This is a genomic window from Arsenophonus endosymbiont of Aleurodicus floccissimus (assembly GCF_900343025.1).
Taxonomy (GTDB): domain Bacteria; phylum Pseudomonadota; class Gammaproteobacteria; order Enterobacterales; family Enterobacteriaceae; genus Arsenophonus.
Map to the genome: position 1 here is coordinate 16,408 of NZ_OUND01000005.1, position 19,694 is coordinate 36,101.

The window sequence follows — 19,694 nt, forward strand, 5'->3', positions numbered from 1 at the left end:
TTAATGCGACAAAACCAATTAATTTTTAGGCCAGCTTTTGATAACGAGCAAAAAAAGTGTGGGCGTCTTTAGCATTAGCGTTTGATAAATTATCATCGATAATTTTGTCGGCATAATAAGCGGTAAAACGTCCACAATCGTTACCATTAAGCAGGGCTTGATGTCCAAGATGCTCGCTAGTGACGGCAAAATCTTTGTTTAAACCAAGCTCCTTTTCTACCAATAACTGTTTGGTTAAATGTCCTGCGCCATTATAAAAAGTATCAAGCAGCGGGCCTTTTGAATCATGGATTTTAGCCGATTGAATTTTACCTGCATGCATATTGACTTCTAGTAAGACAAAATGGCCTCGAGTACTACCGCAGAATTTATTGCTTTGGGCGATCGGTATTAAGACTTTGACTTGCTCGTGGGGATAGGCTTTTTTAATTTCATTCACCGTCTGTGCAGCAGTACGGTGACCGGATAATAGATCCTGCATTGGACTAGGGTTAGTTAAATCATGGCAAGCAGAAGAGACAATATAAGTTATACCGTCCTTTTGCTTGCCAGTCATCTGTTGGTTTGAAAATGTCATTTAAGGCAGAATTTAGTTTTGAGAAACTTAATTTCTCACCGAAAGTGCCAGTTAAATAATTGAAAAAATTACGGATCCAGGAATAAAAACTGGACTTTTCTAGTGAAGGTGGCTTGCTAAACTCAGCTGATAAGCTGTGACCAGCAATAGAGATATCACCCCAATGACCCGTGGGATCGGGATTTGGGGGACTGTTTGAAATATATGGCATAATTTTAAATCCTTAATTAGCAATAGAATTATTATTTTATTTTAACGCTATTTCAAAACATCAGTGACTTGTCTATTGGCTGAGATAAGTTTGAGTTTCTACAATAATTTTTCCAATAAAATTTATTTATTACTATCAGGATTAAACCTTATTATTGTGAATATCTTTTATCATTTGTCGCTTCCGTCACTTTTGCATTTAGCTTACTGAATTCTAAAATGATTGGCTATTTTGTTATTGAAAACATATGTAAATTTTGGCTTTAATATGGCCAAAAATATCTCGCCATTGATTTTGAATATATAAAACATAAAAATGAAAAATAATTGAATCGAATTATACTAACCATTAATGCATGGTTTATTGCTGATTGGTTTCATTTCTTCGATTAAAAATAGTGATATATTTCTGTTTTAGCTAGCGATTTTAGCTAATTTGCTAGTCTATTGAACCCGACTTTGGCTGGTAAGTAAAATAGTGGTCATTTAAATAGCCAGTTAAATTAAACACAGGTTACTGGGAGAGCCTTACTTTTTATTTGAATTATGGCATTAATTTAATTCATCTCATACCAATAGATTGGCGAAAGGCTTCCCGCTCTTTACGGCGGGTGGGATATTAATTATTCCGCTGATAAGATCGAATATAAAATTCTGCTGATGATGGAAAATACGCATTTAATTCTGTAATGGTTGGTAGTACATAGATGTTTTCCAGGAATCGACAAACTGTACATAGGGTTTGTTATCTTCTCCGCACAAAACAACAGCATTAAAATCACTGACCACACGGGCCAATTATGGGAACAGTATAGCCTTGAGCTTGAATAATAAAAGATCTTTCTCCATTGATCATATATCGCATAAGAAGTTCCTTTTCTAGATCAGCAAGGCAATGAAAGCGATGTGAGCTTTCAAGTTGCTTGCCAAAAATCAATTGATAACAATAGGACCTGGTATCCCGATTGTCGGTGATGCAGTGTTTTTGGCACTAATATATCTTTTCGATAATGAAGGTTATAATGTAAGCATGCTGCTAATAAAACACAATTACCAGAATAGTGAATGTATGTATTATTTACATATTTAGCTATTTCCTGCAAATTTTGTCGGGTTAATTTTTCTGGATAATATTCTTGTTCTTCAGTTTCAACGAGTAGTGCATTGTTGATCCGTTTGGCATCATGTGAATTATTATCTGCTATATATCTTGCTTGCTCAAGAAAAATAGTTTGGTTTCTTCCGATCTAATAGAGAATTATGCCCGAAAATTTTCATGTTTATCCCTAAATAATAAACTGTGCAGCATATTATATTAATATTGAAAATTAACTTTCTTGCGGAAAACGTCGTAATATCGGATGAAAAATAAAAACTAGGTTAAATGGTGTTTTTTCATTCCGTTATTGGCCAAGATCGAGAAAAATAAATATTTTTTTAAACCGATTACGGCAATAGGGTAATGATATTTGTTGTTAAGTAAAGGTTATTTGGGAATGATTACGATTATTTTGGTTGAGAGTACTAACAAATTATCTAAAAGTGATAAAGAGAGTATTAAACTTAGATAAGGATTTTTTTGATCCATAAATAGATAATTGCTAACAATGTCGTCAATAGAGAAACTGTTAATACAATAATAAAGCCTATCACTTCGCCTTCAAAAGGGACTTTAACATTCATTCCCCAAAAATTAGAAAAAATCATCGGAATAGTTAATAGTATGGTAATGGTGGCCAGAAACTTAAGAAATTTATTTTAATTATTGGCTATCGTTGAAGCAACCGTATTCATCATATCGGTAATTATTCTTGAATAGGTTGCCACTATTTCAATCGTCAAACGTCATCTAATATTTCTTCATCAATTTTATCTAAATAAGAAACTTTATAACAAGCATTGTCTTTTATTTTAATAATTCTCATTATAGCCAAATCATTGAAATGTAATGACATTGAAAAAAAGACCAGACTTCGCTGTATATCCATTATGCTGATAACATCTTCATTTTTGGTAGAGGTTAATAATTCAATTTCTAAACTTTCAAATTTATTAATGATTAATTTTGTGATGGCATTAAATTTACTAGTGATATTATACATCAATACCAGCAATACATTTATACCAGTCATTTTTTATAATAAATAGTCTCTAGGTATTTCAATGCATTCACTTTATCATATGAAATAATAACAATGTTTTTTTAGTTAAAAAAATACAAATTGGACTAATTGAGAATGAGTTATCATCGATTCTTATTGGCGAATTAACGATAGTAAAAATATAATTATCCCTTAAATCAATTCTTGCTCTATCTTTATTAGCTAGCGCTTTATTGATATTTTGCGTCGAAATATTTATTTTTTTTCGATCCAGTCAATATCTTGATCGGTTAGATTTGTAATATGAATAATATAGCCATCATTATAATGTAATGTATTAGAATCTTTATTATCTAAATGATTATTCTTCATAAATAATTAATCACTTTCATATCTTAATATTTTATTATGTAATTATTACTCACAATATTGAATTTATCCATATTGGTTTAGAAGGTGAGCGTGCTCGTTATTATTTACAGAGCTCTCTAGCTAAATGTTATTAATTATCTTGGCAAAAGATCCAACGGCTGAAAAGGACCCTCTATCTGTTATAAAAAATAATAGTAATATCAAAAACTAATTATATTCTTACTATTACTATGCAGATTTAATAAATTATTTCATCGGCACTTGGTAATAAAATCTCTCTGGTAAAGATATCCAATGATCAATTTATAAACCGATTAGTTATTTAAGCAGTTGCTGAATTTGTCCGTGATTTACTCTGTAAGCAATTAAAACAACGGCTTGCGGTAGCTAAAAATTTGGCACTGATTGAAATATATGTTTAACGGATAATATTTTTCGTTTCTCTAACAAAGCTCATCTATTGTTGCTAATCACTTTGACTTCCCGAAAATCTATGCTAACCCTTTAGTTGTTACAATAAAACAATTTAAATAAATTGCTAATTATTTTCATGATAAGGATAGAAAGATAAAATGAAATTTATACTATCAATATTGGTTATTTCCGTCCTGTTTTCTACCACCTCTTTTGCTGTAAAGGAGATCACAGCTTAAGAGTCTTCTGGCTATACAAAGATAGGTAAGCTGTCCTTTTAGGCAGTCAGGTTTACCTATTGGAAATCATGCACGATTGTTGAAAGAATTAGATAAGAAATACCAATAAATCAGTGGGTTACAAGCAGATAATTGTTATTATCGCGTTATTGATAAAACAGGTAATCAAACAAACTATCAAAAATATTGATCTTGAAATTTTCAAAAAATAAGCTTTAAACCCATTCTGCTCTGAAATTAGCCAAATCTAATTATAGAGTGGATAAACAGATTAAGTTATCAGCTTATCTACTTTTTGAGGTGAGAAACTAGCCATGATAAAGAAAATCACATTTTTTCCTATTTTGTTTATTACTCTATTGTTTTCTACTCAAATATCAGCAGAAGTGATTGTTGAAGTAGGTTCAGGAACCTGTCTGCCCGTACGATTATTACGATTACAAACCCTATTATTGTGCGCCTTATGGCTATTATGGCCCCGAATGGTTTATCGATGGCGTATTTATTGGTGCCACCCCTGGTTCCACGGCTCTCATGACTTTCTTGGTCATGTAGATAACCGTTTTGATCCCTATCATGGCTACCATGGTGCATTTCCTGAACGTGGTGATAAGCCTTTTAATCACTTCAGAGGAAATGAAATACGGTCGGGCCGTGGGTTCCCACAACAGATGAATTTCTTAAAGGGATATAACAATGAATAAGCTAATTGTTTACGTTTTTGTATGTGTTCTGTCTGGTTGTGTAACATATAATCGCGCGAAACGGGATAATTCCACCGCAAAGCTAATGGATACAACGAGTTGTATAAATGATCTTAACGCTGCTAATAGTGATTGCGCGCATTCTGTCGAGCCACAACTAAATTAGCAATAATGGAGCAGCTTAAAATCTAATCTGACAGTTACCGATTATTTCTATCGTATCTGTCAGGCTAAATTTGATTTAAATTTTTTCAAAGTTATTTCTTATTTAATAGCCTTACCATCGATATAAAATCACTGCATATTTTTAGACTCACTATACAAGACCGGATACGTAATGCCGGTAGCCCAGTTATATGTATCAAAGAAAGAAGCATTTTATAATATTGAGGAAGGGACTTTCCGTGCCGTGAGAAGCTTTACTAGCAGAAGGTTTTTACTGGCTAATATGTTTTAAATAACAAAAGGTTCAATAGGAACATAATTTCTAATCTGCCTGTGTGGCAGTGAACAATAGCATAAATCAAAATAAATAAGTTGCAACAAGTAGTTAGGTAAAAAACGGCATTTTACCCTTCTATTTTTACAGTAATTTCAACTTATTGTTTTATAACTATATTTTTAAAGAGCAAAAATTAAAGGTCAAAAATGGGGTACCATGGCAATTAATTCCTTATTGGGCATAGACTGGCTTAATCCATAGCAGGTAAATGTGCCATTTTGTGCCTTTGTTCTTTCCATCCGTTTAATAAATAAGGGAAATTGACTGTGCCCTACTGTTCGTTGCTTGGTTTGCTGGCTGTCTAGCCAGAGAAAGGGCAAGCTACTTTGCTTATGTGGTCGGGTTTCCTCCAATTGTTTTAAACACTCGGTTAGCGGTTAGCGGTTAGCGGTTTGCCGGTTTTGGCGGACCAGCGTTGTACTTTAATGAGCATCGCCTGTTTAATGCGATTTTCACCTTTAATATGTTGACGAATATAGCTGACAAATTTTACTTGCGATGGTACCACTTGAATCGATTTAATATGGATATAGTCGGAAAATCGGGTTAACCATTGCTCAATATTCAGTTGGTTTAGTTGCTCTTTTTCTGTTGCTAATAAACGCAGGTTTTTGCCTAATTGGAAAGCGGAATAACCGTACTAAGGAAAGGCAACTGCGACCGCGCTTTGCGTCTAATTAACTTTATTGTCTAGTAATACAATATGCAGTTGTTGCTAGATTTTCTGCCATAAAAAACCCAAGGTAATATCGGATCGGGCAATAAAGTGATTTCCTGATAGTAGTTCATAACCGACCTTATTTTTCACTTTCACCAAAAACACCACCGCGGACTAATACTGCCATGACATAATGTTCATCTTCAATATTGTCTAACTTGTTGCCGCGTGCCCATTTATCAAAATGGCTGTAAAAATCCTGCTTTTCCTTTGGCGTTCTGAAAGCGATACCTAAATTGGTAACTACACCATAGGGTTCGATAGCAATTGGGCCGGCGCTGCGTTCAGGATCTTGGTAGGCTGAATACCAGGTGTCGATTGAGCACAATACGTTACCTATTTTTTATGAGTGCATTGCTGCGTGTTGATTGACATGATAAAGGATTTTACTTTTTTTACTTTTTTTACTTTTTCCCTTGTCGAGTACCAGTTCTTCACTAGGATAGACTTCTTGTGCTTCGCCTAATAATCCATAAGTGGTGATGTTCAATAGCAGTGCGTCATCTTTACTGGCTAAATTTGCGGCGATTTTATTACCTAACGCTTTGACAGCTGCATCTTGTTGGTCAAAATCACGGATACTGTATTGGGTGGCATCAAATGTCCACTGTTGTTCCTGTCCTTGCTTTAATACGCTAACCTGGCCTTCTATTTTTTCAGCACCCACCCGATTGCGCCATAGAAAGCGGGCGTTAGCGATATTATGTGCATAGCTGCAGCCGAGAGTTCTTTGAATCCTTTCCGCTCAATATAGTTGGTTGCTGCCTGTTTATAGTTTTGTTTAAAATTGGCATTATTACAGGCTGAAGGATATTGCACACCGCGCCCAATATTTTAAGGGTAAAGTGATGTTTTAAGGTGTCCTGTTAGGTACCGAGCGCGCAGGCATCAACGGTTTGTAAATTGGCTTTTTCAACTTCAGCATTAAGCTTCATTGGGTCATTTTGTACCGCATTTTTTAAACAATTTGAAATTGTGCTGCGAACCGATTTTTCCTGTAATGCTAAAGAGAAAGCTTCTTTTTTATTATCCCAGCAGGCACCATAACAGTAACCATCAGAGGGCACTAATTTTTTTTCAAATGCTAATACTGAAACCAAGTCATTATTTTTTGCCATTTTATATTTCTCCATTAATTAAATTCGTTACATTTATCTTGCTGACATAAATAGAGGTTATTTTCTGCATCGGTGGCGTTAATACCACAAGCTGTCGGCTAACTGTTCCAAACGATGTACCATTTAAAATTCACCTAACGTGACGATACTTTCGGCAAAACGATGTGGCGTATCAGGATCACGCTAGTTTTTTGCTTTGCCCAATGCGGATATAGCATGGAAACCGGTGGCAATCGGCACAATCCATCCCTCTGTTTTACGTTTACTGTGCCATTCAATCTGGCCATTTTGCTGTTTTCCACAGTGGTGATATACCGTCAGATGGTCAAGCAGGGTATCAATAGTATCTTTACCGGCCTTCATAGCATCTTTCATCAATTCACGGCGTTCAATCAGAGCGTAGCCGGGCATCAAACTCCGTTTTAATCAACGTTTTTCTGTATCATTGTCGTCGTCATCATTAATTGTCCATATTTGTGGATTAGCAAAAGTTAGAATGTCACCACCAGCAATTTTCATGGTTGTCATTAACTGGCTGATTTTTTTAATTGCTGTTGGCTTAATTGTTCTTGTTCTGTAGTTTCGTATTCAATCAATAAAGAAACGTCCAGATGGCAGCGTGCTTCTTCAATAAATGAAGCGCGTGAACCGTCTTTTTCAAGGGGATTGGCGGTAGCGATAATTGATTGGACAAAATCACCGGGGCCTTTATAGGTTTGTAGATCACACTGATGACTAATAACCTCGGTTGCCCAAAATTTCAGTGCAGGAAAGTTATGCTGATGGAGTTTGCGTTGCAAAGCATGAGTGAAACCCAATCAGGCGGTCATCGCTGGAAAACCGATAGTAAATGGACTGGACAGTGCATTGGCGTTATAGATCTTAATATGGGGTAAATGTAATAGGTGTATTGTACTCACCGTAGTGACTCATTATCATTTTCAACGACCAGTTGGATTATTTTCTTTAACTCAGCATCACCTAACTGAATGTATCTTTTTTCAATTATTTTTTGGTAGCCGGCAATAAACTGACGGGCGAGCTATTCAATCAGGCGAGTTAGCCAATTATTCGTTTGATTGCGTTCATCTTGCCGGTCAGGGAAAAGCCAGATTTTTTGATAATCAGGTAGGTTTTCCGGTAAATTGGTCTCATTTTGACTAAATATCTGACGGACGTGATACATTATTAAAATGATGTGCTCGATATACTCTTGTATATAACTATATCGTTTGTCCCGTAAATTTATATTGTTTTATCTATATGAAGTAAATAATGAAAAGCCTTAAAAGTTTCCTTTAAATGAAAAGGATTGAATGTATCAGTAAAAAAATTGCATTGTGGATGGCGAAGAGTACGCGTCTTTAGTGTTGGTGGCAGGGATAATAGTAAATGGGCTTGACCGCCATTTTGGCTACTTAACATTGAGGCATTTTGTGGTTTGGTGCCACCAAAACTCATGGTGGTGAGATTATAAATTTCGCTAAGGCCATGTTTTCGTTGTATTCGTTTTTGTTTTTTAACTGTCGTGCCACTTTATTTTGTTCTGCAAAGCGCAACTGGTCGATACGTTGACGTAATTCAAATAGGTAACACGATGGTGTCAATAATGATAATTGGTGATATCCGTCGGCAATTGGAAAGTAGACTTGTTTTATTTTGGAACTGGTTGATGGCTCTTTATGCTGAGCTTTAATGGTTAACAAATTAGTTCTGAGGGTATTATAGTCTTGGCCTACTATGGATAATAACGATTTGGCTAAATCAGTTTCATTTTCAATATGTTCAAGTAGTGATGCCCCATATGTTAATTTAAGTCGAAGAAAATTTTCAATAGCTATTTCTGCGGCATTACCGACTGAATCGATGGTTTTACATATCTTACATTACCTGAGCGCAAAAAACCGTCATTCTGTTTGTCTCCTTGGTATAGGATTGGCGTTACAAAAGTTTGTTTTTTTTTGATTTTTTTTACCAATGCCGGTAGCAGTATGAGTAAATGTACTGGGGCGAGAGCGGTTAATGCCCGATTATTTATTTTGACTGCTCGTTCAGGTAACCAGTTTGCTAAACTAAAAATTCGGTCACATTCTAGTCGTTTTGTATTGAGTTGTTCTTCATTATCCGAAGATTTGAGATTATCTTTGAGCCATTTCTCCTTACGCTTAGCAAAGAAGTCCTCTATTGCTGGATCTAACATATCTATATCCTTTTGTTTTTTTGATATACAGCTAATTTAACGTATTAAAAAATATGAGCTGAGAATATTGAAAAACTAGATAGAGATGACGGCTATCTTACAAAATGTTAAAATATAATTTCCTTTTCCTGCCATACAGGCAGCTTAAAAAATTATATTTTTTTATATTAAACTTTACTGCCACATAGGCAGCCGACTGACTGGCATAGACCAGTCAGTCATCCACTTTCTCTAATCCCCATTGGTCGTTGTAATGATAAGTACAGTGCTCATTATCCCAATGAGTAAAAGTAATTTTGCCAAAAATATATGAGTCATGAGGCATCTGCTCGTTTCCCTGCTGCTGCTGATTTATTAATGTGACGTAATTACGTACCAGCCATAATTTTTGCAAAAAATGTTCGGCCGCAGGTTGTGATTTGATACCAAATAATTGTTCAACTCTGACCAAACCATTTTGTTTGTCATATAGCTGAAATATAGGTCGTTGATTTTATTTAACTTTCATCAAGTACAGTTGGGTAGAGGGTGCGCTGCGATGAAAACGGTTGTAGTATTGTGGTAGTCTGGTTATCCGCCAACAACCACTGGTATAGTCCCAAAGCTGATCAGGTGTTTTTCCTGTAGTTGATTGGTTAATTGGTCTGCCTCTGCGCATCGTAGGTGCTGCGATTTCTTTATTGGAAATAAGATATTGGCAACCAAGTGTTTGACCAATAACATGGTGTTCTAAATCGGCCAGCTTACTTTTAGGCTGTAACTAGGTAGGTTTTTGGATGCGTAGTTTTGCATCTACTGTGTCGCGTAATTGGATTTCATCCACTAATTATGTTAGATCATAGGTCGCTAAAGTGTATTTTGCTGCAGTTTCATAACCCGGTTGCCACCAAAATACTCGCTCATTTTTACCCTGATAGCCTTTCCAATTGTATTGCAGTAGTGTTATATTGAGTTGTTGAACTGCGGTTTGACGATGGCGACCGTACCCGGCCAGCTAATTGGATCAGCGAACGGTAGGATGAGGGTTCGATCACTGCCCAGTCAAAATCATGATCGCGGCCGACTTCCTCTACCGGCGTAGCGATTAGAATAAAGATCAACTGTTTTGTTTTGGTATGATTAAGATGGTTACGGATCATCGGATCATTCAATGCTGCGGGTGTCTCTCCTGTCTCCTCTTTGCGTTTAAGTCCCGCATCAAGATGTTTTTCCTGAGCATGGCGTAATAATAGTACTTGTTGGCTATGATAGGCCATGGCCCCGATATTGATCTCTTCCGGCCAGGTGGCTTCCAGTAAGAAACCAGTCAAGCGGATACACAGCTGAATATTAGCCATCCGCACGATACCAAAAGAGACATTAATGCCAGTGAGCTGGTCAGGAAAACTGTGTTGTTGGTGTTGGGTAATAATCGCTTGCTGAATAGCCTGAAAATAGTGAATTTGCTGCTTAATATCATTTTTATCACGCGATAATGGTAAGATTGTTGCCTTGAGTTTTGCTGGTTTTTTCGCCAGTTGTTCAGTTCGTTTTTGGATAAATGCTTGATGCTCAGCTTGATAATATTGCGCAGTTTGTTCATTGTGATTGAGAGTGGCAAGGTGAGCGGTAAACTCATCGTCCCAGACGCAACCGATCTGATGGTTAAGCTGGCGGCTGGTGGCATGTAGCTGCCAGCCTTGTTGATAGGCGTGAAAAAAACTTAATGCCAGATCTGGTGGGGATCGTGGCTGATGAGATCATCACTTTACGCCCTAACATACCTGCCAGATGAATTAATCGGCCAATAGCAACCAAATCTTCGCCAATAAAGTCATCAACTTCGTCGATAACGAAATCGGAGGACATTAATCTCAGACAGGGTAAAATATAGCGTCCACCACCTGTGGTCTCGGTTGCGGCCATAATATGGTCGATGGTACAAGCTAATACTGGCGCTTAGAGCAGAGCGCGATCTTTTGCGCGTCCTTAGTACCGTTGTGAGTTCTTCCTCTGGTAGAACGCTTTGCCAGCCTTGTTTTTGCCAGCGTAATTCATCATCACCATCAAAAAGATTTTCTTCAGAGGCTGAGCCCGTTGCCTCATAATTCGTTTCTTGCTGTTCATTTTTCGGTGATTATTCATCCTGATGCAATTGTTGGATTGCTTGGGAGCCGATTAAAACCGCTAATTGGCTATCGTCGAGTCCAATCTGGTCGCGGTATTCATACCCAGTTTGCAGTGTTAGGGTGCGTAATCCCAACGCCAGTATGTAACGCGGACTCTGTTTATCATCCGATAACGCTTGCATAATTTTGGCGTTTGCCAGCGTTTTACCACAGCCGGTGCTAGCTATATTCACAATAAAAAAGCCACTAATATTGTCTTTATTTTGGTCGCGGTAATGGCTAATTGCCGTTACTGCCTTGTCTTGCCATTGAAATTCTTGTTTGGTATTTTTTCCAGTTTTAATTCCTTGATATCACAGGCGACTGGCGGTTCACTTTCAAAAAAAGGCAAATATTACACCACATTTCTCGCCGCTTCTGTGACATTAAGTAGGTTTTCATCCAGCTTTTGCTTTAGTCTTATGCCGTTTGGTTCCCGTACCGTATTGGCATATAAATTAATATTGGTTTGCCAGTTAGGATCGTTATTTTGTGATGAGTAATGATGATCGCCCAGCATTAGACATAAGCGAGCATGATGAGCAATGAGTCGCCAGCTACCATTTTGCATTACTTCCATAAACAGGAGCAAATGTTGTTTTAAATGGTTGGCAGCTGAACTGAGTGCAGTAAGCCAAACCGACGATTGACTGAGTAATCCTTGTGGAAATTCAAAGCACTGACTTACTCGTTGTTGATATTGTTTTTCATCCTGTCGATTTTCATATACCCAATCTTGTTTCAGCCGCTGTAATAATAGGGTTATCGTGTCACTGGTGTGATCTTTTAAATTGTTAATTTCCTTTTGAACATGTAGCGATGGTAACCGGTGGTGATAAACGATTAACCAACTTAGCAGCGATGGGGCATCAGGAAAGTGGGTTAATGGTTTTATCTGCTGTAGATGACCGTTTTGCTCTGTTATCCAATTCTGTAGCTTTACCTCATCCATGCGCTGAGTAATAAGGGTGTCCAGCCAACCTGGATCATGCTGAGGTTGGTCACCATTTTTTACCAATGCACTAAACAAGTAATACCGAAATCCATTCATGCCTGATGGGATCACCTTTAGCTGACGTTTTACATTGCGGATCTAACTTTGTTTGGAATAAGCGAGTGGTTTTACCCCAATCATGCAATAAGCCGGCTAGGTGAGTGAAGGCATTAATTAACGGCAAGTATCTCCAGTTAGTTTCATATTGGCTGCCAAGAAATGATTTCTCTGTGGGGTTAACTGGAACATGACCTTCACCATTAAATTTATTTTTGTTACGACCCCCATAATAATTGGATCCGCGAACGAGAGCGTATCCAGTGGCAACTGATAGCGCTATTTCTGCTAGCGCTTTGGCGTAGCATTTTATGTACGGTTTTTAATTCTTTTTCAGTGATCAAAGTTTTGCCATGTGTTATCGCCAATCCGATTGGCAAAGGCATTTAGTATTCGACGTGTTCTTTTCAAGGCATTTTTTTACATTGAGAAACAAAGGTTACCATCATAGATTTTGTTCCTTAATATCTTGTTCAGAATGGTTTTGTAATGCGATTGCTTTCACTATTTTAAACATAAAATCTAGCGCTTGCTGATCAACAAATGCTTGCAATACTTGCTGACGGAATTGCTGTTCGCTGGCATTTTCCCGGGCACAAATAAATGAATAAGGCAAAACGATCGCATCTTTAATTAAGTCAGCGACGTCAAATACCAATGCGCCACGACGGGTTTTGCCATGCATCACAGCGAAACTATGGGGAATGCTTAATACCCATAAGCAACTTGCGGCTAAACCGTAAGCCAAGTAATTGCCGTGATTAAGAAAATCATTGGTTTTATTGAGCGATTTATGCTGTCGGATGAAATATTTTTGCTGGGTATTATTTGCTGCATGCTGATAAAGCGCTTTAGTATGTTGGCCTTCAGCTAGTAATAAATCTGAGAATTTACTGGCTACATCAGTTCGTTGGTGAAATGTTTCGAGGGCTTTTTTAAGCAGATTATCCTGCAAAATAAATCCTTCACTTTTTAATTCACGATCGTTGCTCCATACATGTTGTAAATAATCAACCCGCGCCTGTTGAAATTGTTGCGCGGCAGCTAAACGTTTTTCTTCGTCAAACCAGAACTGCATTTAGCTTTACAAATATTCCGGTGGTCGATACTCGTTTTGTGGTGTTAGCCACTCGATTAAGTCTGAAGGAGGTAATTGTTACATTTTTTGTTTTAAAAACTCCATTTTAATGATTTTTATTTTTTTGCTAAATTGCGATAGCGTATTAATTTGATTGTGAATTAGTATTTTATTGATTGTTATTAAGCGTTATATATTAATGAAAATTTATTTTACATTTCATGATATAGCACATAAAAATCCGCTTAATTTAGGTTAAGTATGGTGTTGTTTTGCGGTATGGGTTTGATGGAATTAGTTTTAATTTTAACTATTGAAGAGTAATAATTTATTAGTTAGTCGTGAGCAGCTTTTTTATTGGCTAATAAGTTATGTAAATATAATTAATATAAGTTATAGAAATACAATATTAATTTAAATAACTATACATTAATAAAATGCTGTTAGTACTTTATGGTTTTTATTTATCCGAAAATTAAAAATTATTAATAATGATTGAATAGGTAAATAAATAGAGGTTAAACAGGAAATAAATTGAATTTGATTTTTGTATTTATATTTGGTTGAAATACTAATGTGTCTCAGATTGCAATATCCAACATTTTTTACAAAAAATGAAATTTATTTATATTAAATATATTATTAAAAATTTAATTTCAGAAAAATATTTGCTAATGTCAGATTAGCATAATATTTGATTATAAATTGTTATAAATTGTTATAAATTAATTTTAGTTAAATAACTATTCTATAAAACATACAGCTGAGCAGTAATAAAAAAAATTTTTACCACAATTAGAAAAAAATGCTGATAGCGTTTGTCGCCGATGCTGAATCAGGTAATTTTTTACAGGCTGGAATACTATTAAATAAGTCTAAAAAAACAATCAGTCGTTGGATAAATGAACTCGAAGTTATATTAGGATATACGTTATTTGATAAACGCTCGAATGGTTCTGTATTGGATATAAATAGTAATGGTAAAATTTTATTATCAAAGGTTAAAATGTTTTTGTTATCTTTGCAAAAAATAGAAAAGTTTTCTTTTGTTTTAAATAATCATAAAGAGACAGCGGTCATTAGATTAGCATTTAATCAGCTGATTCCTGAAGAGGCGATTGCCGATATAATATTAAAATTAAAGAACGAATTTCCTGCTGTTGAAATATATATTGTGCATGTAGATTTATTTGATGTTGAATTTACCCTTAATAGTAATAAAGCAGATTTTGTTTTAGGCTTAAATGTGTTGAGGTATACAACAACATTAATGCCCAAGTGGTTGGTGATATTTAAATGATGTTAGTCGCTGATCCTGCCCATCCGTTGACGAAAGAAGAACCAATAAATAGTTTATCTTTATCTTCTAAAACAGTTATTTATCCTTCATTACAAGGTAAAGTCGATGATGAGCGATATCATTTTTTACCTTATTCAGAAATGATGTTAACCACTGATTATTATTCGTGTGTAAAATTGGCTGAAAAAGGATTACGTATTACTTATATCCCTGACCATATGGCAATTAATTCTATTTTGGCAAAACAATTAAAAGAGATAAAAGTAGACAAAAATGAAGTTAATAATATTCATTCATTAATGTTATATTACCGCGCAGATTATAGTTATTTTGCCATATCTGCGATTTTAAGCTCAGGATTAAAGGAGTTGTTTGGTTATCATTAAATGATGAGTACTGTTTGTTGTTAGGTTTTATCATAAAATAGATAACATAACTAAATAAAACATAAACAAACTATCAATGCGATATTTTTCCTAATTTTTTACGCATATAATACGTGCTCATTCGAAAGTGTTATATCTCGTTAGGCTAGGCTCCTATACAAACACAAGTTGCTGATCTCACGACGTCGAGAGACGCCCAAGGTTAGGACAAGGCAGATCGGATTAAGGTTTGCCTCAAAGTAACTTCCTATCATAGAATACGTTGTATAATGCTAAAACTAAGACGATTGGGATAGTGTTCTATGCTCTTTCATCTGGTCGCCCCTATAGATGAGATTTATTATAGGGTAATCTATATGTTTTTATTTTTGACATTCATTGGGCAAAGTATTTCCTTAGCTAGATTTATTTATATCTCTCTTCTTGCTCCTATACCGATAAATTAACTGATTATTTTATTGCTTTCAAATGACATAAAGTGATTATCAAGAATCTCTGTTTATACTATGTTTATTTGAAATATTTGCATTGTGTCATATTCATCAATTTTTTTATCTGTTTTGAGATAAGTATTATGTTTTCTTTTCGTAAAAATAAATCAATTTTTTTAATTTTTTCTTGTTTTTATATACCAGGGGTTATGGCGGTAGAAATTTATGATAAACAGGGGAGTCAAATAGCAGTTAATGGTGAAATTGAATCTAAACTAACGCATTCAAAAGATCATGCCGAAGAAGGGAATGAGGTTAAAGTAACATTTGATTTAGAATTAAATAGCCAATTCACCGCTTCGCTTAATGGTTTTGCCAAATTTGAACATGAAACTACATTACGGGGCGGAGAAGGGGATAAAAATAATCAATCAAAAAATAATCTGGCGTTTGCCGGATTAAAATATGATACTCATCATATCGATTATGGTCGTAATTATGTTGTTATTTATGATGTTGCTGCTTATACTGATGAATTATCGTTGTTTGAAGGTGATTTTTTCTTTGATAGTGATATTTCAACCACTAAAGAGGCGAGTAATTTGCTGACTTATCGTCAAACTGATTTTTTTAATTTAGTTAAAGGGCTCAATTTTGCTTTGCAATATCAAGGAAAAAACAGCAATAATGATGCGGTTCAGTATCAGAATGGTGAGGGTTGGAGAGCCAGTGTTAGTTATAACTTCAGCGATAATTTGCAAGCTACTATGGCCTATTTTCATTCGAAAAGAACTCAACAGCAGCCGCAGATCCGGCCAGGTAAATCTGCCGAAATATGGGCGGTTGGCTTCAATTATGACGCTGAACCAGTCAAATTTGCCGTTTTATATTCTGAAAGCCGCAATATTCATTCCCATGAAGTCGATGATAATGTGGTGATCTTTGGTAAAGTTAGTACCATTGAGTTGCTAACTTCCTATAATTTTGCATCAGGTCTAGAGCCGGGAGTGGCTTATTTTTATTCACGTGCTGATAAAGCAGTGGATGTCGTTAATTATCTTAATATTTTTACTAACTATAATTTTAACGATAATTTTAAAGCCTACGCTGCTTATAAAGTTAATCTGTTGAGAAATAGCCAACTAGGTAACGAATTAGAATTAGCTCGTGATAATGTTATTGGGATAGGGATGACTTATAGTTTTTAAATTTTATCACTATTGTGGCGGGATCCTCTGTTAACCCTTATGGTAATTGCTAGTTATGTCTGTCGATAGCGATTTAATCACAGACATAACTAAATTTATTTTTATCAACCAATGGTAATTAATTACCAATTTCAGTGCTGGTTCTTAATTTAGTTAATGCCGGCGCTTTATTTTTAGTTAACTCAATTTTGTTGGCCATCACGGCTATTCCCCAATAAGTTCCTTGTTAATTATCGTAAAAGTGGTTAATTGTTTCTAAGTTAAGATCACGATATTTTATCCATGCCAATTGCGATTTTTTCAATGCCACTTTGAATTGTGGGCTTAACTTTTTATCAGTGATTAATAATTGGTATTGCTTATTCAATTCGTTATCCCATAACTTTAACGCGTTTTGGTAGCAATCAATGCTATCAAGGGTTGATATGGTTGTTGTTTTCGCTAAACATTGTTCTAACGATTGTTCGATATTATGCCTATCGGCCAATACTAATTTACTGATAAATAACATGATAACTATCGTTAATTTTTTCATAGCATCAAATCTAATGGTTTATAGGAATTAATAATATATTAAGTATATCTGATACGTTGGTAATTGAGTGATTAATATCAGTTAATTATCGATATTATGATTTAGTCTGAATAATAGGGTGATTATTGTAATCATGTTAGCTTTCTCATCGCGTGGCGATGAGGAGTGTGTGAGTCAATTATATTGATCTATTATTTGCTATTGATGTTTTGATTGTTTTCCAGTTCGAAGCGTGGTGAAACGAAGCCATAAAGTGTCCAGCCTAGGAATGTCGCAAGCGCACCGCACATAACGGCATCTTCCCAAGATGAATACAAGGCATAGAAACTATATGCGGCGCCAATAAAAGCAACAACATTACCTATTTTGGCTTTCTGTGGATCAACATTAGCCACTTTTTGTAAGATGATCATGGTGGCCATAGAAAGAATATAAGGGATGATATTGGTTACAACTGCTAGGTTAACTAATACATTAAATTGTTTGTTTAATGATGGGATAATGGTCATCAGTGCTAAGCCAGATTGAATAATGACAATAGTTAGCATACTTAGCATACTTTTAACCGGCGTTTCTGCTTTATTAACCGCGGAGAATACTTTCGGAAAGTAGCCGGCATCTGATGATGATTTAAATATTTGCGCAATAGTAAACTGCCAGCCCAGCAGGGAACCACAACATGACATGATCATTAGTGCCATGATGACTTTACCGATAGTAGGATTAAATATTTGTGCGAAGGCTAAGCCAAAGGGAGCTGTTGAGTTCGCTAAGTCTATATTGGGCACAATACCGGCGATAACATTGGTGGATATGATATAGATGACCGCTGCACCTAGTGTGCCACCTAATACTGCAATATGGAAATTTTTCTCTTTTTTATCAACGATTTAACTATTTGCACAAGCCGATTCCATACTGAGAAATGCCCAAAGTGTCATGGCAATTGATTGAGGAGCCAACAGCCTGAAAAAATGCAAAGTTATGTGGATTCCATGAATTGATATAGAGATCAGCTTTGAACCAGTACCAGCCAATAATGGAAATCCCCATAACTGGGAATAATAACTCCCCAGACAGTAATACTACTTATTTGGCCAGTGATGTGTGCACCGCCAAAATTAGCAACAGTACAGATCCATAATACCGCGATGGTGGCGATACAGATGTCCAATGGCGTTAAGTTTGTCCCTAGTAGTTCCGCACCATAACCAACAGCAGAGATAGCACTCGCTACGTTGGCAATTAAGAGTGAGATCCCATAGGTGTAGTTAGCCATAAAGTTGCCAGATTTACCAAAGGTATATTCAGCGTAACCGCCCATTCCATCGCTGCAATAGCTGTACATGCCACACTTCGAAAAAGCGTAAGCCAGTGCCATCGAGCCGATTGCGGTAACGATCCATGAAAGGATCGATATGGTGCCAACTTCCACTAATTTTGTCGGTAACATAATGATACCTGAGCCCATCATATTGACTGTAGTCAATATGGTTAGCTGTAGCACACTCATTTTATTTTTGGATACTTGCATTTTTTTCTCTCTTAACTCATAAGAAATCTTTGTTATTCAATCAGTAAAGATTTACTTATTGTGTAGTTATGCACGACTATTTAATGGCATAGCCATAAGCACGCTTGCGGCCATCAACATCGGTTTGCATATATACCGCCTTGTATGTAATTCAGGTGAAAAGCCTGGGAATTGATTAATCCCTTCTTCTAGCGCTAGAAAATAGTTTTATACCGCACCACCCCAAACCTCTTTCGGGACAACGCACAGTACGCCTGGTGGATAAGGTAGTTCTCCTTCGACAGCAATCCGACCGGCGATGTTTCCAATTGCAATCAATTCGACCTGGCCGCGGACAAATTGGATATTGGCTGCTTGCGGCAACATTTTGACGGCCGGAAAATGCGATTGACGAAACATCTCTTTTTGTAGCGGTTTGACGTTCAATTTTGCATATAAATCATGCATCTCTTGGCATAGCTGACGAATGGTATAGTGCTGATAGCGTTGTTGGTTGTTACGGTAGATGGTCGGTAAAACGTCAGCTAACGGTGTGTCGATTTCGAGTAATTGTTCAAAATGAGTAATCTGGGCCACCAGATGTTGCATTTTTGCCATCGATTCTGCCGGTGTTAGCAGAAATAGAATTAAGTTTAGATCGCATTTTTCAGGAATAATACCCTGTTCACGTAAGTAGTTTGCCAGGATCGTTGCTGTTACACCAAAGTTTTCGTAATTGCCGGTTTGGCTATTAATGTCAGGTGTCGTTAACATCAATTTAAAAGGATCAACAAAGTACTGATTTTCGGCGTAACCATCAAAGTAGTGCCAGCGTTCCCCTGGGGTAAATTTAAAGAAGCGTAAGTCATTAGCGATTTCATCGGTGTCA

At 36.1% G+C, this 19,694-nt stretch carries 30 protein-coding genes, 3 pseudogenes and 1 riboswitch; of the genes and pseudogenes, 4 read left to right on the forward strand and 29 right to left on the reverse strand.

Features of this window, described 5'->3' with window-relative positions; all coding sequences use genetic code 11:
• Positions 1 to 25: 25 nt before the first annotated feature.
• The 6 genes from ARADI_RS13615 to ARADI_RS13625 form a co-directional block, all read right to left on the reverse strand.
• Complete coding sequence (locus tag ARADI_RS13615) at positions 26 to 577, reverse strand: hypothetical protein (protein WP_238149475.1); 552 nt, start codon at positions 575 to 577, stop codon at positions 26 to 28.
• Positions 578 to 1,465: 888 nt separating this feature from the next.
• Positions 1,466 to 1,576 carry a T3SS effector cysteine hydrolase SpvD family protein gene (locus ARADI_RS19970; protein WP_255420745.1) on the reverse strand — a complete coding sequence of 37 codons (111 nt, stop codon included), beginning with the start codon at positions 1,574 to 1,576 and terminating at the stop codon, positions 1,466 to 1,468.
• Positions 1,566 to 1,724 (reverse strand): T3SS effector cysteine hydrolase SpvD family protein, encoded by a 159-nt coding sequence (locus ARADI_RS19975; RefSeq protein WP_255420726.1) that lies wholly within the window; start codon positions 1,722 to 1,724, stop codon positions 1,566 to 1,568. The genes ARADI_RS19970 and ARADI_RS19975 overlap by 11 nt, the downstream gene beginning before the upstream one ends.
• Positions 1,702 to 2,034, reverse strand: a complete 333-nt coding sequence (locus ARADI_RS19980; RefSeq protein ID WP_369407046.1) for a T3SS effector cysteine hydrolase SpvD family protein — start codon at positions 2,032 to 2,034, stop codon at positions 1,702 to 1,704. The genes ARADI_RS19975 and ARADI_RS19980 overlap by 23 nt, the downstream gene beginning before the upstream one ends.
• Positions 2,035 to 2,350: 316 nt before the next feature.
• On the reverse strand, positions 2,351 to 2,494 hold the full coding sequence (locus ARADI_RS18765; protein WP_238149476.1) for a hypothetical protein: 144 nt from the start codon (positions 2,492 to 2,494) through the stop codon (positions 2,351 to 2,353).
• 131 nt (positions 2,495 to 2,625) lie between these two features.
• Complete coding sequence (locus ARADI_RS13625) at positions 2,626 to 2,919, reverse strand: magnesium transporter CorA family protein (RefSeq protein WP_119712374.1); 294 nt, start codon at positions 2,917 to 2,919, stop codon at positions 2,626 to 2,628.
• A 1,309-nt stretch (positions 2,920 to 4,228) separates the two neighbouring features.
• Here ARADI_RS13625 and ARADI_RS13630 point away from each other — a divergent pair.
• Positions 4,229 to 4,618 carry a hypothetical protein gene (locus ARADI_RS13630; RefSeq protein WP_119712375.1) on the forward strand — a complete coding sequence of 130 codons (390 nt, stop codon included), beginning with the start codon at positions 4,229 to 4,231 and terminating at the stop codon, positions 4,616 to 4,618.
• Positions 4,619 to 5,260: 642 nt separating this feature from the next.
• On the opposite strand, the gene ARADI_RS19985 is transcribed toward ARADI_RS13630, so the two are convergent.
• From ARADI_RS19985 to cas1f, 20 genes and pseudogenes are all read right to left on the reverse strand, one after another.
• Positions 5,261 to 5,473 (reverse strand): type I-F CRISPR-associated endoribonuclease Cas6/Csy4, encoded by a 213-nt coding sequence (locus ARADI_RS19985; protein WP_255420727.1) that lies wholly within the window; start codon positions 5,471 to 5,473, stop codon positions 5,261 to 5,263.
• 17 nt (positions 5,474 to 5,490) lie between these two features.
• Positions 5,491 to 5,727, reverse strand: coding sequence for a type I-F CRISPR-associated endoribonuclease Cas6/Csy4 (cas6f, locus tag ARADI_RS19990; protein ID WP_369407047.1), 237 nt, complete (start codon positions 5,725 to 5,727; stop codon positions 5,491 to 5,493).
• Positions 5,728 to 5,917: 190 nt separating this feature from the next.
• A pseudogene (gene csy3, locus ARADI_RS19995) lies at positions 5,918 to 6,505 on the reverse strand (type I-F CRISPR-associated protein Csy3).
• Positions 6,487 to 6,657, reverse strand: a complete 171-nt coding sequence (locus ARADI_RS21200; RefSeq protein ID WP_369407034.1) for a type I-F CRISPR-associated protein Cas7f/Csy3 — start codon at positions 6,655 to 6,657, stop codon at positions 6,487 to 6,489. Before ARADI_RS21200 ends, csy3 begins: the two are co-directional and overlap by 19 nt.
• Before the next feature lie 47 nt (positions 6,658 to 6,704).
• Positions 6,705 to 6,956: a type I-F CRISPR-associated protein Cas7f/Csy3 gene (locus ARADI_RS20000; RefSeq protein ID WP_255420728.1), complete on the reverse strand. Its 252-nt coding sequence runs from the start codon at positions 6,954 to 6,956 to the stop codon at positions 6,705 to 6,707.
• A gap of 183 nt (positions 6,957 to 7,139) precedes the next feature.
• Positions 7,140 to 7,876, reverse strand: a pseudogene (gene csy2, locus ARADI_RS21205) (type I-F CRISPR-associated protein Csy2).
• A gap of 122 nt (positions 7,877 to 7,998) precedes the next feature.
• On the reverse strand, positions 7,999 to 8,205 hold the full coding sequence (locus tag ARADI_RS20020; protein ID WP_369407048.1) for a type I-F CRISPR-associated protein Csy1: 207 nt from the start codon (positions 8,203 to 8,205) through the stop codon (positions 7,999 to 8,001).
• Positions 8,202 to 8,417, reverse strand: a complete 216-nt coding sequence (locus ARADI_RS20025; RefSeq protein WP_255420731.1) for a type I-F CRISPR-associated protein Csy1 — start codon at positions 8,415 to 8,417, stop codon at positions 8,202 to 8,204. The genes ARADI_RS20020 and ARADI_RS20025 overlap by 4 nt, the downstream gene beginning before the upstream one ends.
• Positions 8,414 to 8,836, reverse strand: coding sequence for a type I-F CRISPR-associated protein Csy1 (locus ARADI_RS18775; RefSeq protein WP_369407049.1), 423 nt, complete (start codon positions 8,834 to 8,836; stop codon positions 8,414 to 8,416). The genes ARADI_RS20025 and ARADI_RS18775 overlap by 4 nt, the downstream gene beginning before the upstream one ends.
• Positions 8,794 to 9,156, reverse strand: a complete 363-nt coding sequence (locus tag ARADI_RS18780) for a hypothetical protein (protein WP_238149477.1) — start codon at positions 9,154 to 9,156, stop codon at positions 8,794 to 8,796. Before ARADI_RS18780 ends, ARADI_RS18775 begins: the two co-directional genes overlap by 43 nt.
• A gap of 214 nt (positions 9,157 to 9,370) precedes the next feature.
• The gene (locus tag ARADI_RS18785; RefSeq protein WP_238149478.1) at positions 9,371 to 9,607 is read right to left on the reverse strand and encodes a hypothetical protein; all 237 of its coding nucleotides are present in this window, start codon (positions 9,605 to 9,607) and stop codon (positions 9,371 to 9,373) included.
• A gap of 42 nt (positions 9,608 to 9,649) precedes the next feature.
• Positions 9,650 to 9,814 carry a hypothetical protein gene (locus tag ARADI_RS18790; protein WP_238149479.1) on the reverse strand — a complete coding sequence of 55 codons (165 nt, stop codon included), beginning with the start codon at positions 9,812 to 9,814 and terminating at the stop codon, positions 9,650 to 9,652.
• Between the two features lie 247 nt (positions 9,815 to 10,061).
• Complete coding sequence (locus ARADI_RS18795) at positions 10,062 to 10,493, reverse strand: hypothetical protein (RefSeq protein ID WP_238149480.1); 432 nt, start codon at positions 10,491 to 10,493, stop codon at positions 10,062 to 10,064.
• Positions 10,494 to 10,800: 307 nt separating this feature from the next.
• Entirely contained in the window at positions 10,801 to 11,061 is a 261-nt protein-coding gene (locus tag ARADI_RS18800; protein WP_238149481.1) for a hypothetical protein, read from the reverse strand.
• A gap of 211 nt (positions 11,062 to 11,272) precedes the next feature.
• On the reverse strand, positions 11,273 to 11,497 hold the full coding sequence (locus tag ARADI_RS18805; protein ID WP_238149482.1) for a hypothetical protein: 225 nt from the start codon (positions 11,495 to 11,497) through the stop codon (positions 11,273 to 11,275).
• Positions 11,498 to 11,658: 161 nt separating this feature from the next.
• Positions 11,659 to 12,354, reverse strand: coding sequence for a hypothetical protein (locus tag ARADI_RS18810; RefSeq protein ID WP_238149483.1), 696 nt, complete (start codon positions 12,352 to 12,354; stop codon positions 11,659 to 11,661).
• Positions 12,326 to 12,481 carry a hypothetical protein gene (locus tag ARADI_RS18815; protein ID WP_238149484.1) on the reverse strand — a complete coding sequence of 52 codons (156 nt, stop codon included), beginning with the start codon at positions 12,479 to 12,481 and terminating at the stop codon, positions 12,326 to 12,328. The genes ARADI_RS18810 and ARADI_RS18815 overlap by 29 nt, the downstream gene beginning before the upstream one ends.
• Before the next feature lie 91 nt (positions 12,482 to 12,572).
• Entirely contained in the window at positions 12,573 to 12,662 is a 90-nt protein-coding gene (locus tag ARADI_RS21210) for a hypothetical protein (RefSeq protein ID WP_369407050.1), read from the reverse strand.
• A gap of 25 nt (positions 12,663 to 12,687) precedes the next feature.
• Positions 12,688 to 12,765, reverse strand: coding sequence for a hypothetical protein (locus ARADI_RS21215; protein ID WP_369407051.1), 78 nt, complete (start codon positions 12,763 to 12,765; stop codon positions 12,688 to 12,690).
• A 34-nt stretch (positions 12,766 to 12,799) separates the two neighbouring features.
• On the reverse strand, positions 12,800 to 13,432 hold the full coding sequence (gene cas1f, locus ARADI_RS13660; RefSeq protein WP_119712376.1) for a type I-F CRISPR-associated endonuclease Cas1f: 633 nt from the start codon (positions 13,430 to 13,432) through the stop codon (positions 12,800 to 12,802).
• A gap of 805 nt (positions 13,433 to 14,237) precedes the next feature.
• Here cas1f and ARADI_RS13665 point away from each other — a divergent pair.
• The 3 genes from ARADI_RS13665 (at position 14,238) to ARADI_RS13675 (ending at position 16,757) form a co-directional block, all read left to right on the forward strand.
• Positions 14,238 to 14,732 (forward strand): LysR family transcriptional regulator, encoded by a 495-nt coding sequence (locus ARADI_RS13665; RefSeq protein WP_119712377.1) that lies wholly within the window; start codon positions 14,238 to 14,240, stop codon positions 14,730 to 14,732.
• Complete coding sequence (locus tag ARADI_RS13670; RefSeq protein ID WP_119712378.1) at positions 14,729 to 15,118, forward strand: LysR substrate-binding domain-containing protein; 390 nt, start codon at positions 14,729 to 14,731, stop codon at positions 15,116 to 15,118. Before ARADI_RS13665 ends, ARADI_RS13670 begins: the two co-directional genes overlap by 4 nt.
• Positions 15,119 to 15,247: 129 nt before the next feature.
• Positions 15,248 to 15,417, forward strand: a riboswitch (M-box (ykoK) riboswitch).
• A 341-nt stretch (positions 15,418 to 15,758) separates the two neighbouring features.
• Positions 15,759 to 16,757 (forward strand): porin, encoded by a 999-nt coding sequence (locus tag ARADI_RS13675; protein ID WP_182853263.1) that lies wholly within the window; start codon positions 15,759 to 15,761, stop codon positions 16,755 to 16,757.
• A gap of 226 nt (positions 16,758 to 16,983) precedes the next feature.
• Here ARADI_RS13675 and ARADI_RS13680 read toward each other — a convergent pair whose 3' ends face one another.
• From ARADI_RS13680 to ARADI_RS21220, 3 genes and pseudogenes are all read right to left on the reverse strand, one after another.
• On the reverse strand, positions 16,984 to 17,292 hold the full coding sequence (locus tag ARADI_RS13680; RefSeq protein ID WP_238149486.1) for a lysozyme inhibitor LprI family protein: 309 nt from the start codon (positions 17,290 to 17,292) through the stop codon (positions 16,984 to 16,986).
• A gap of 191 nt (positions 17,293 to 17,483) precedes the next feature.
• Positions 17,484 to 18,826: pseudogene (gene potE / locus ARADI_RS13685) on the reverse strand (putrescine-ornithine antiporter).
• 207 nt (positions 18,827 to 19,033) lie between these two features.
• Positions 19,034 to 19,681, reverse strand: a complete 648-nt coding sequence (locus ARADI_RS21220; protein ID WP_238149520.1) for an Orn/Lys/Arg family decarboxylase — start codon at positions 19,679 to 19,681, stop codon at positions 19,034 to 19,036.
• Positions 19,682 to 19,694: the final 13 nt, after the last annotated feature.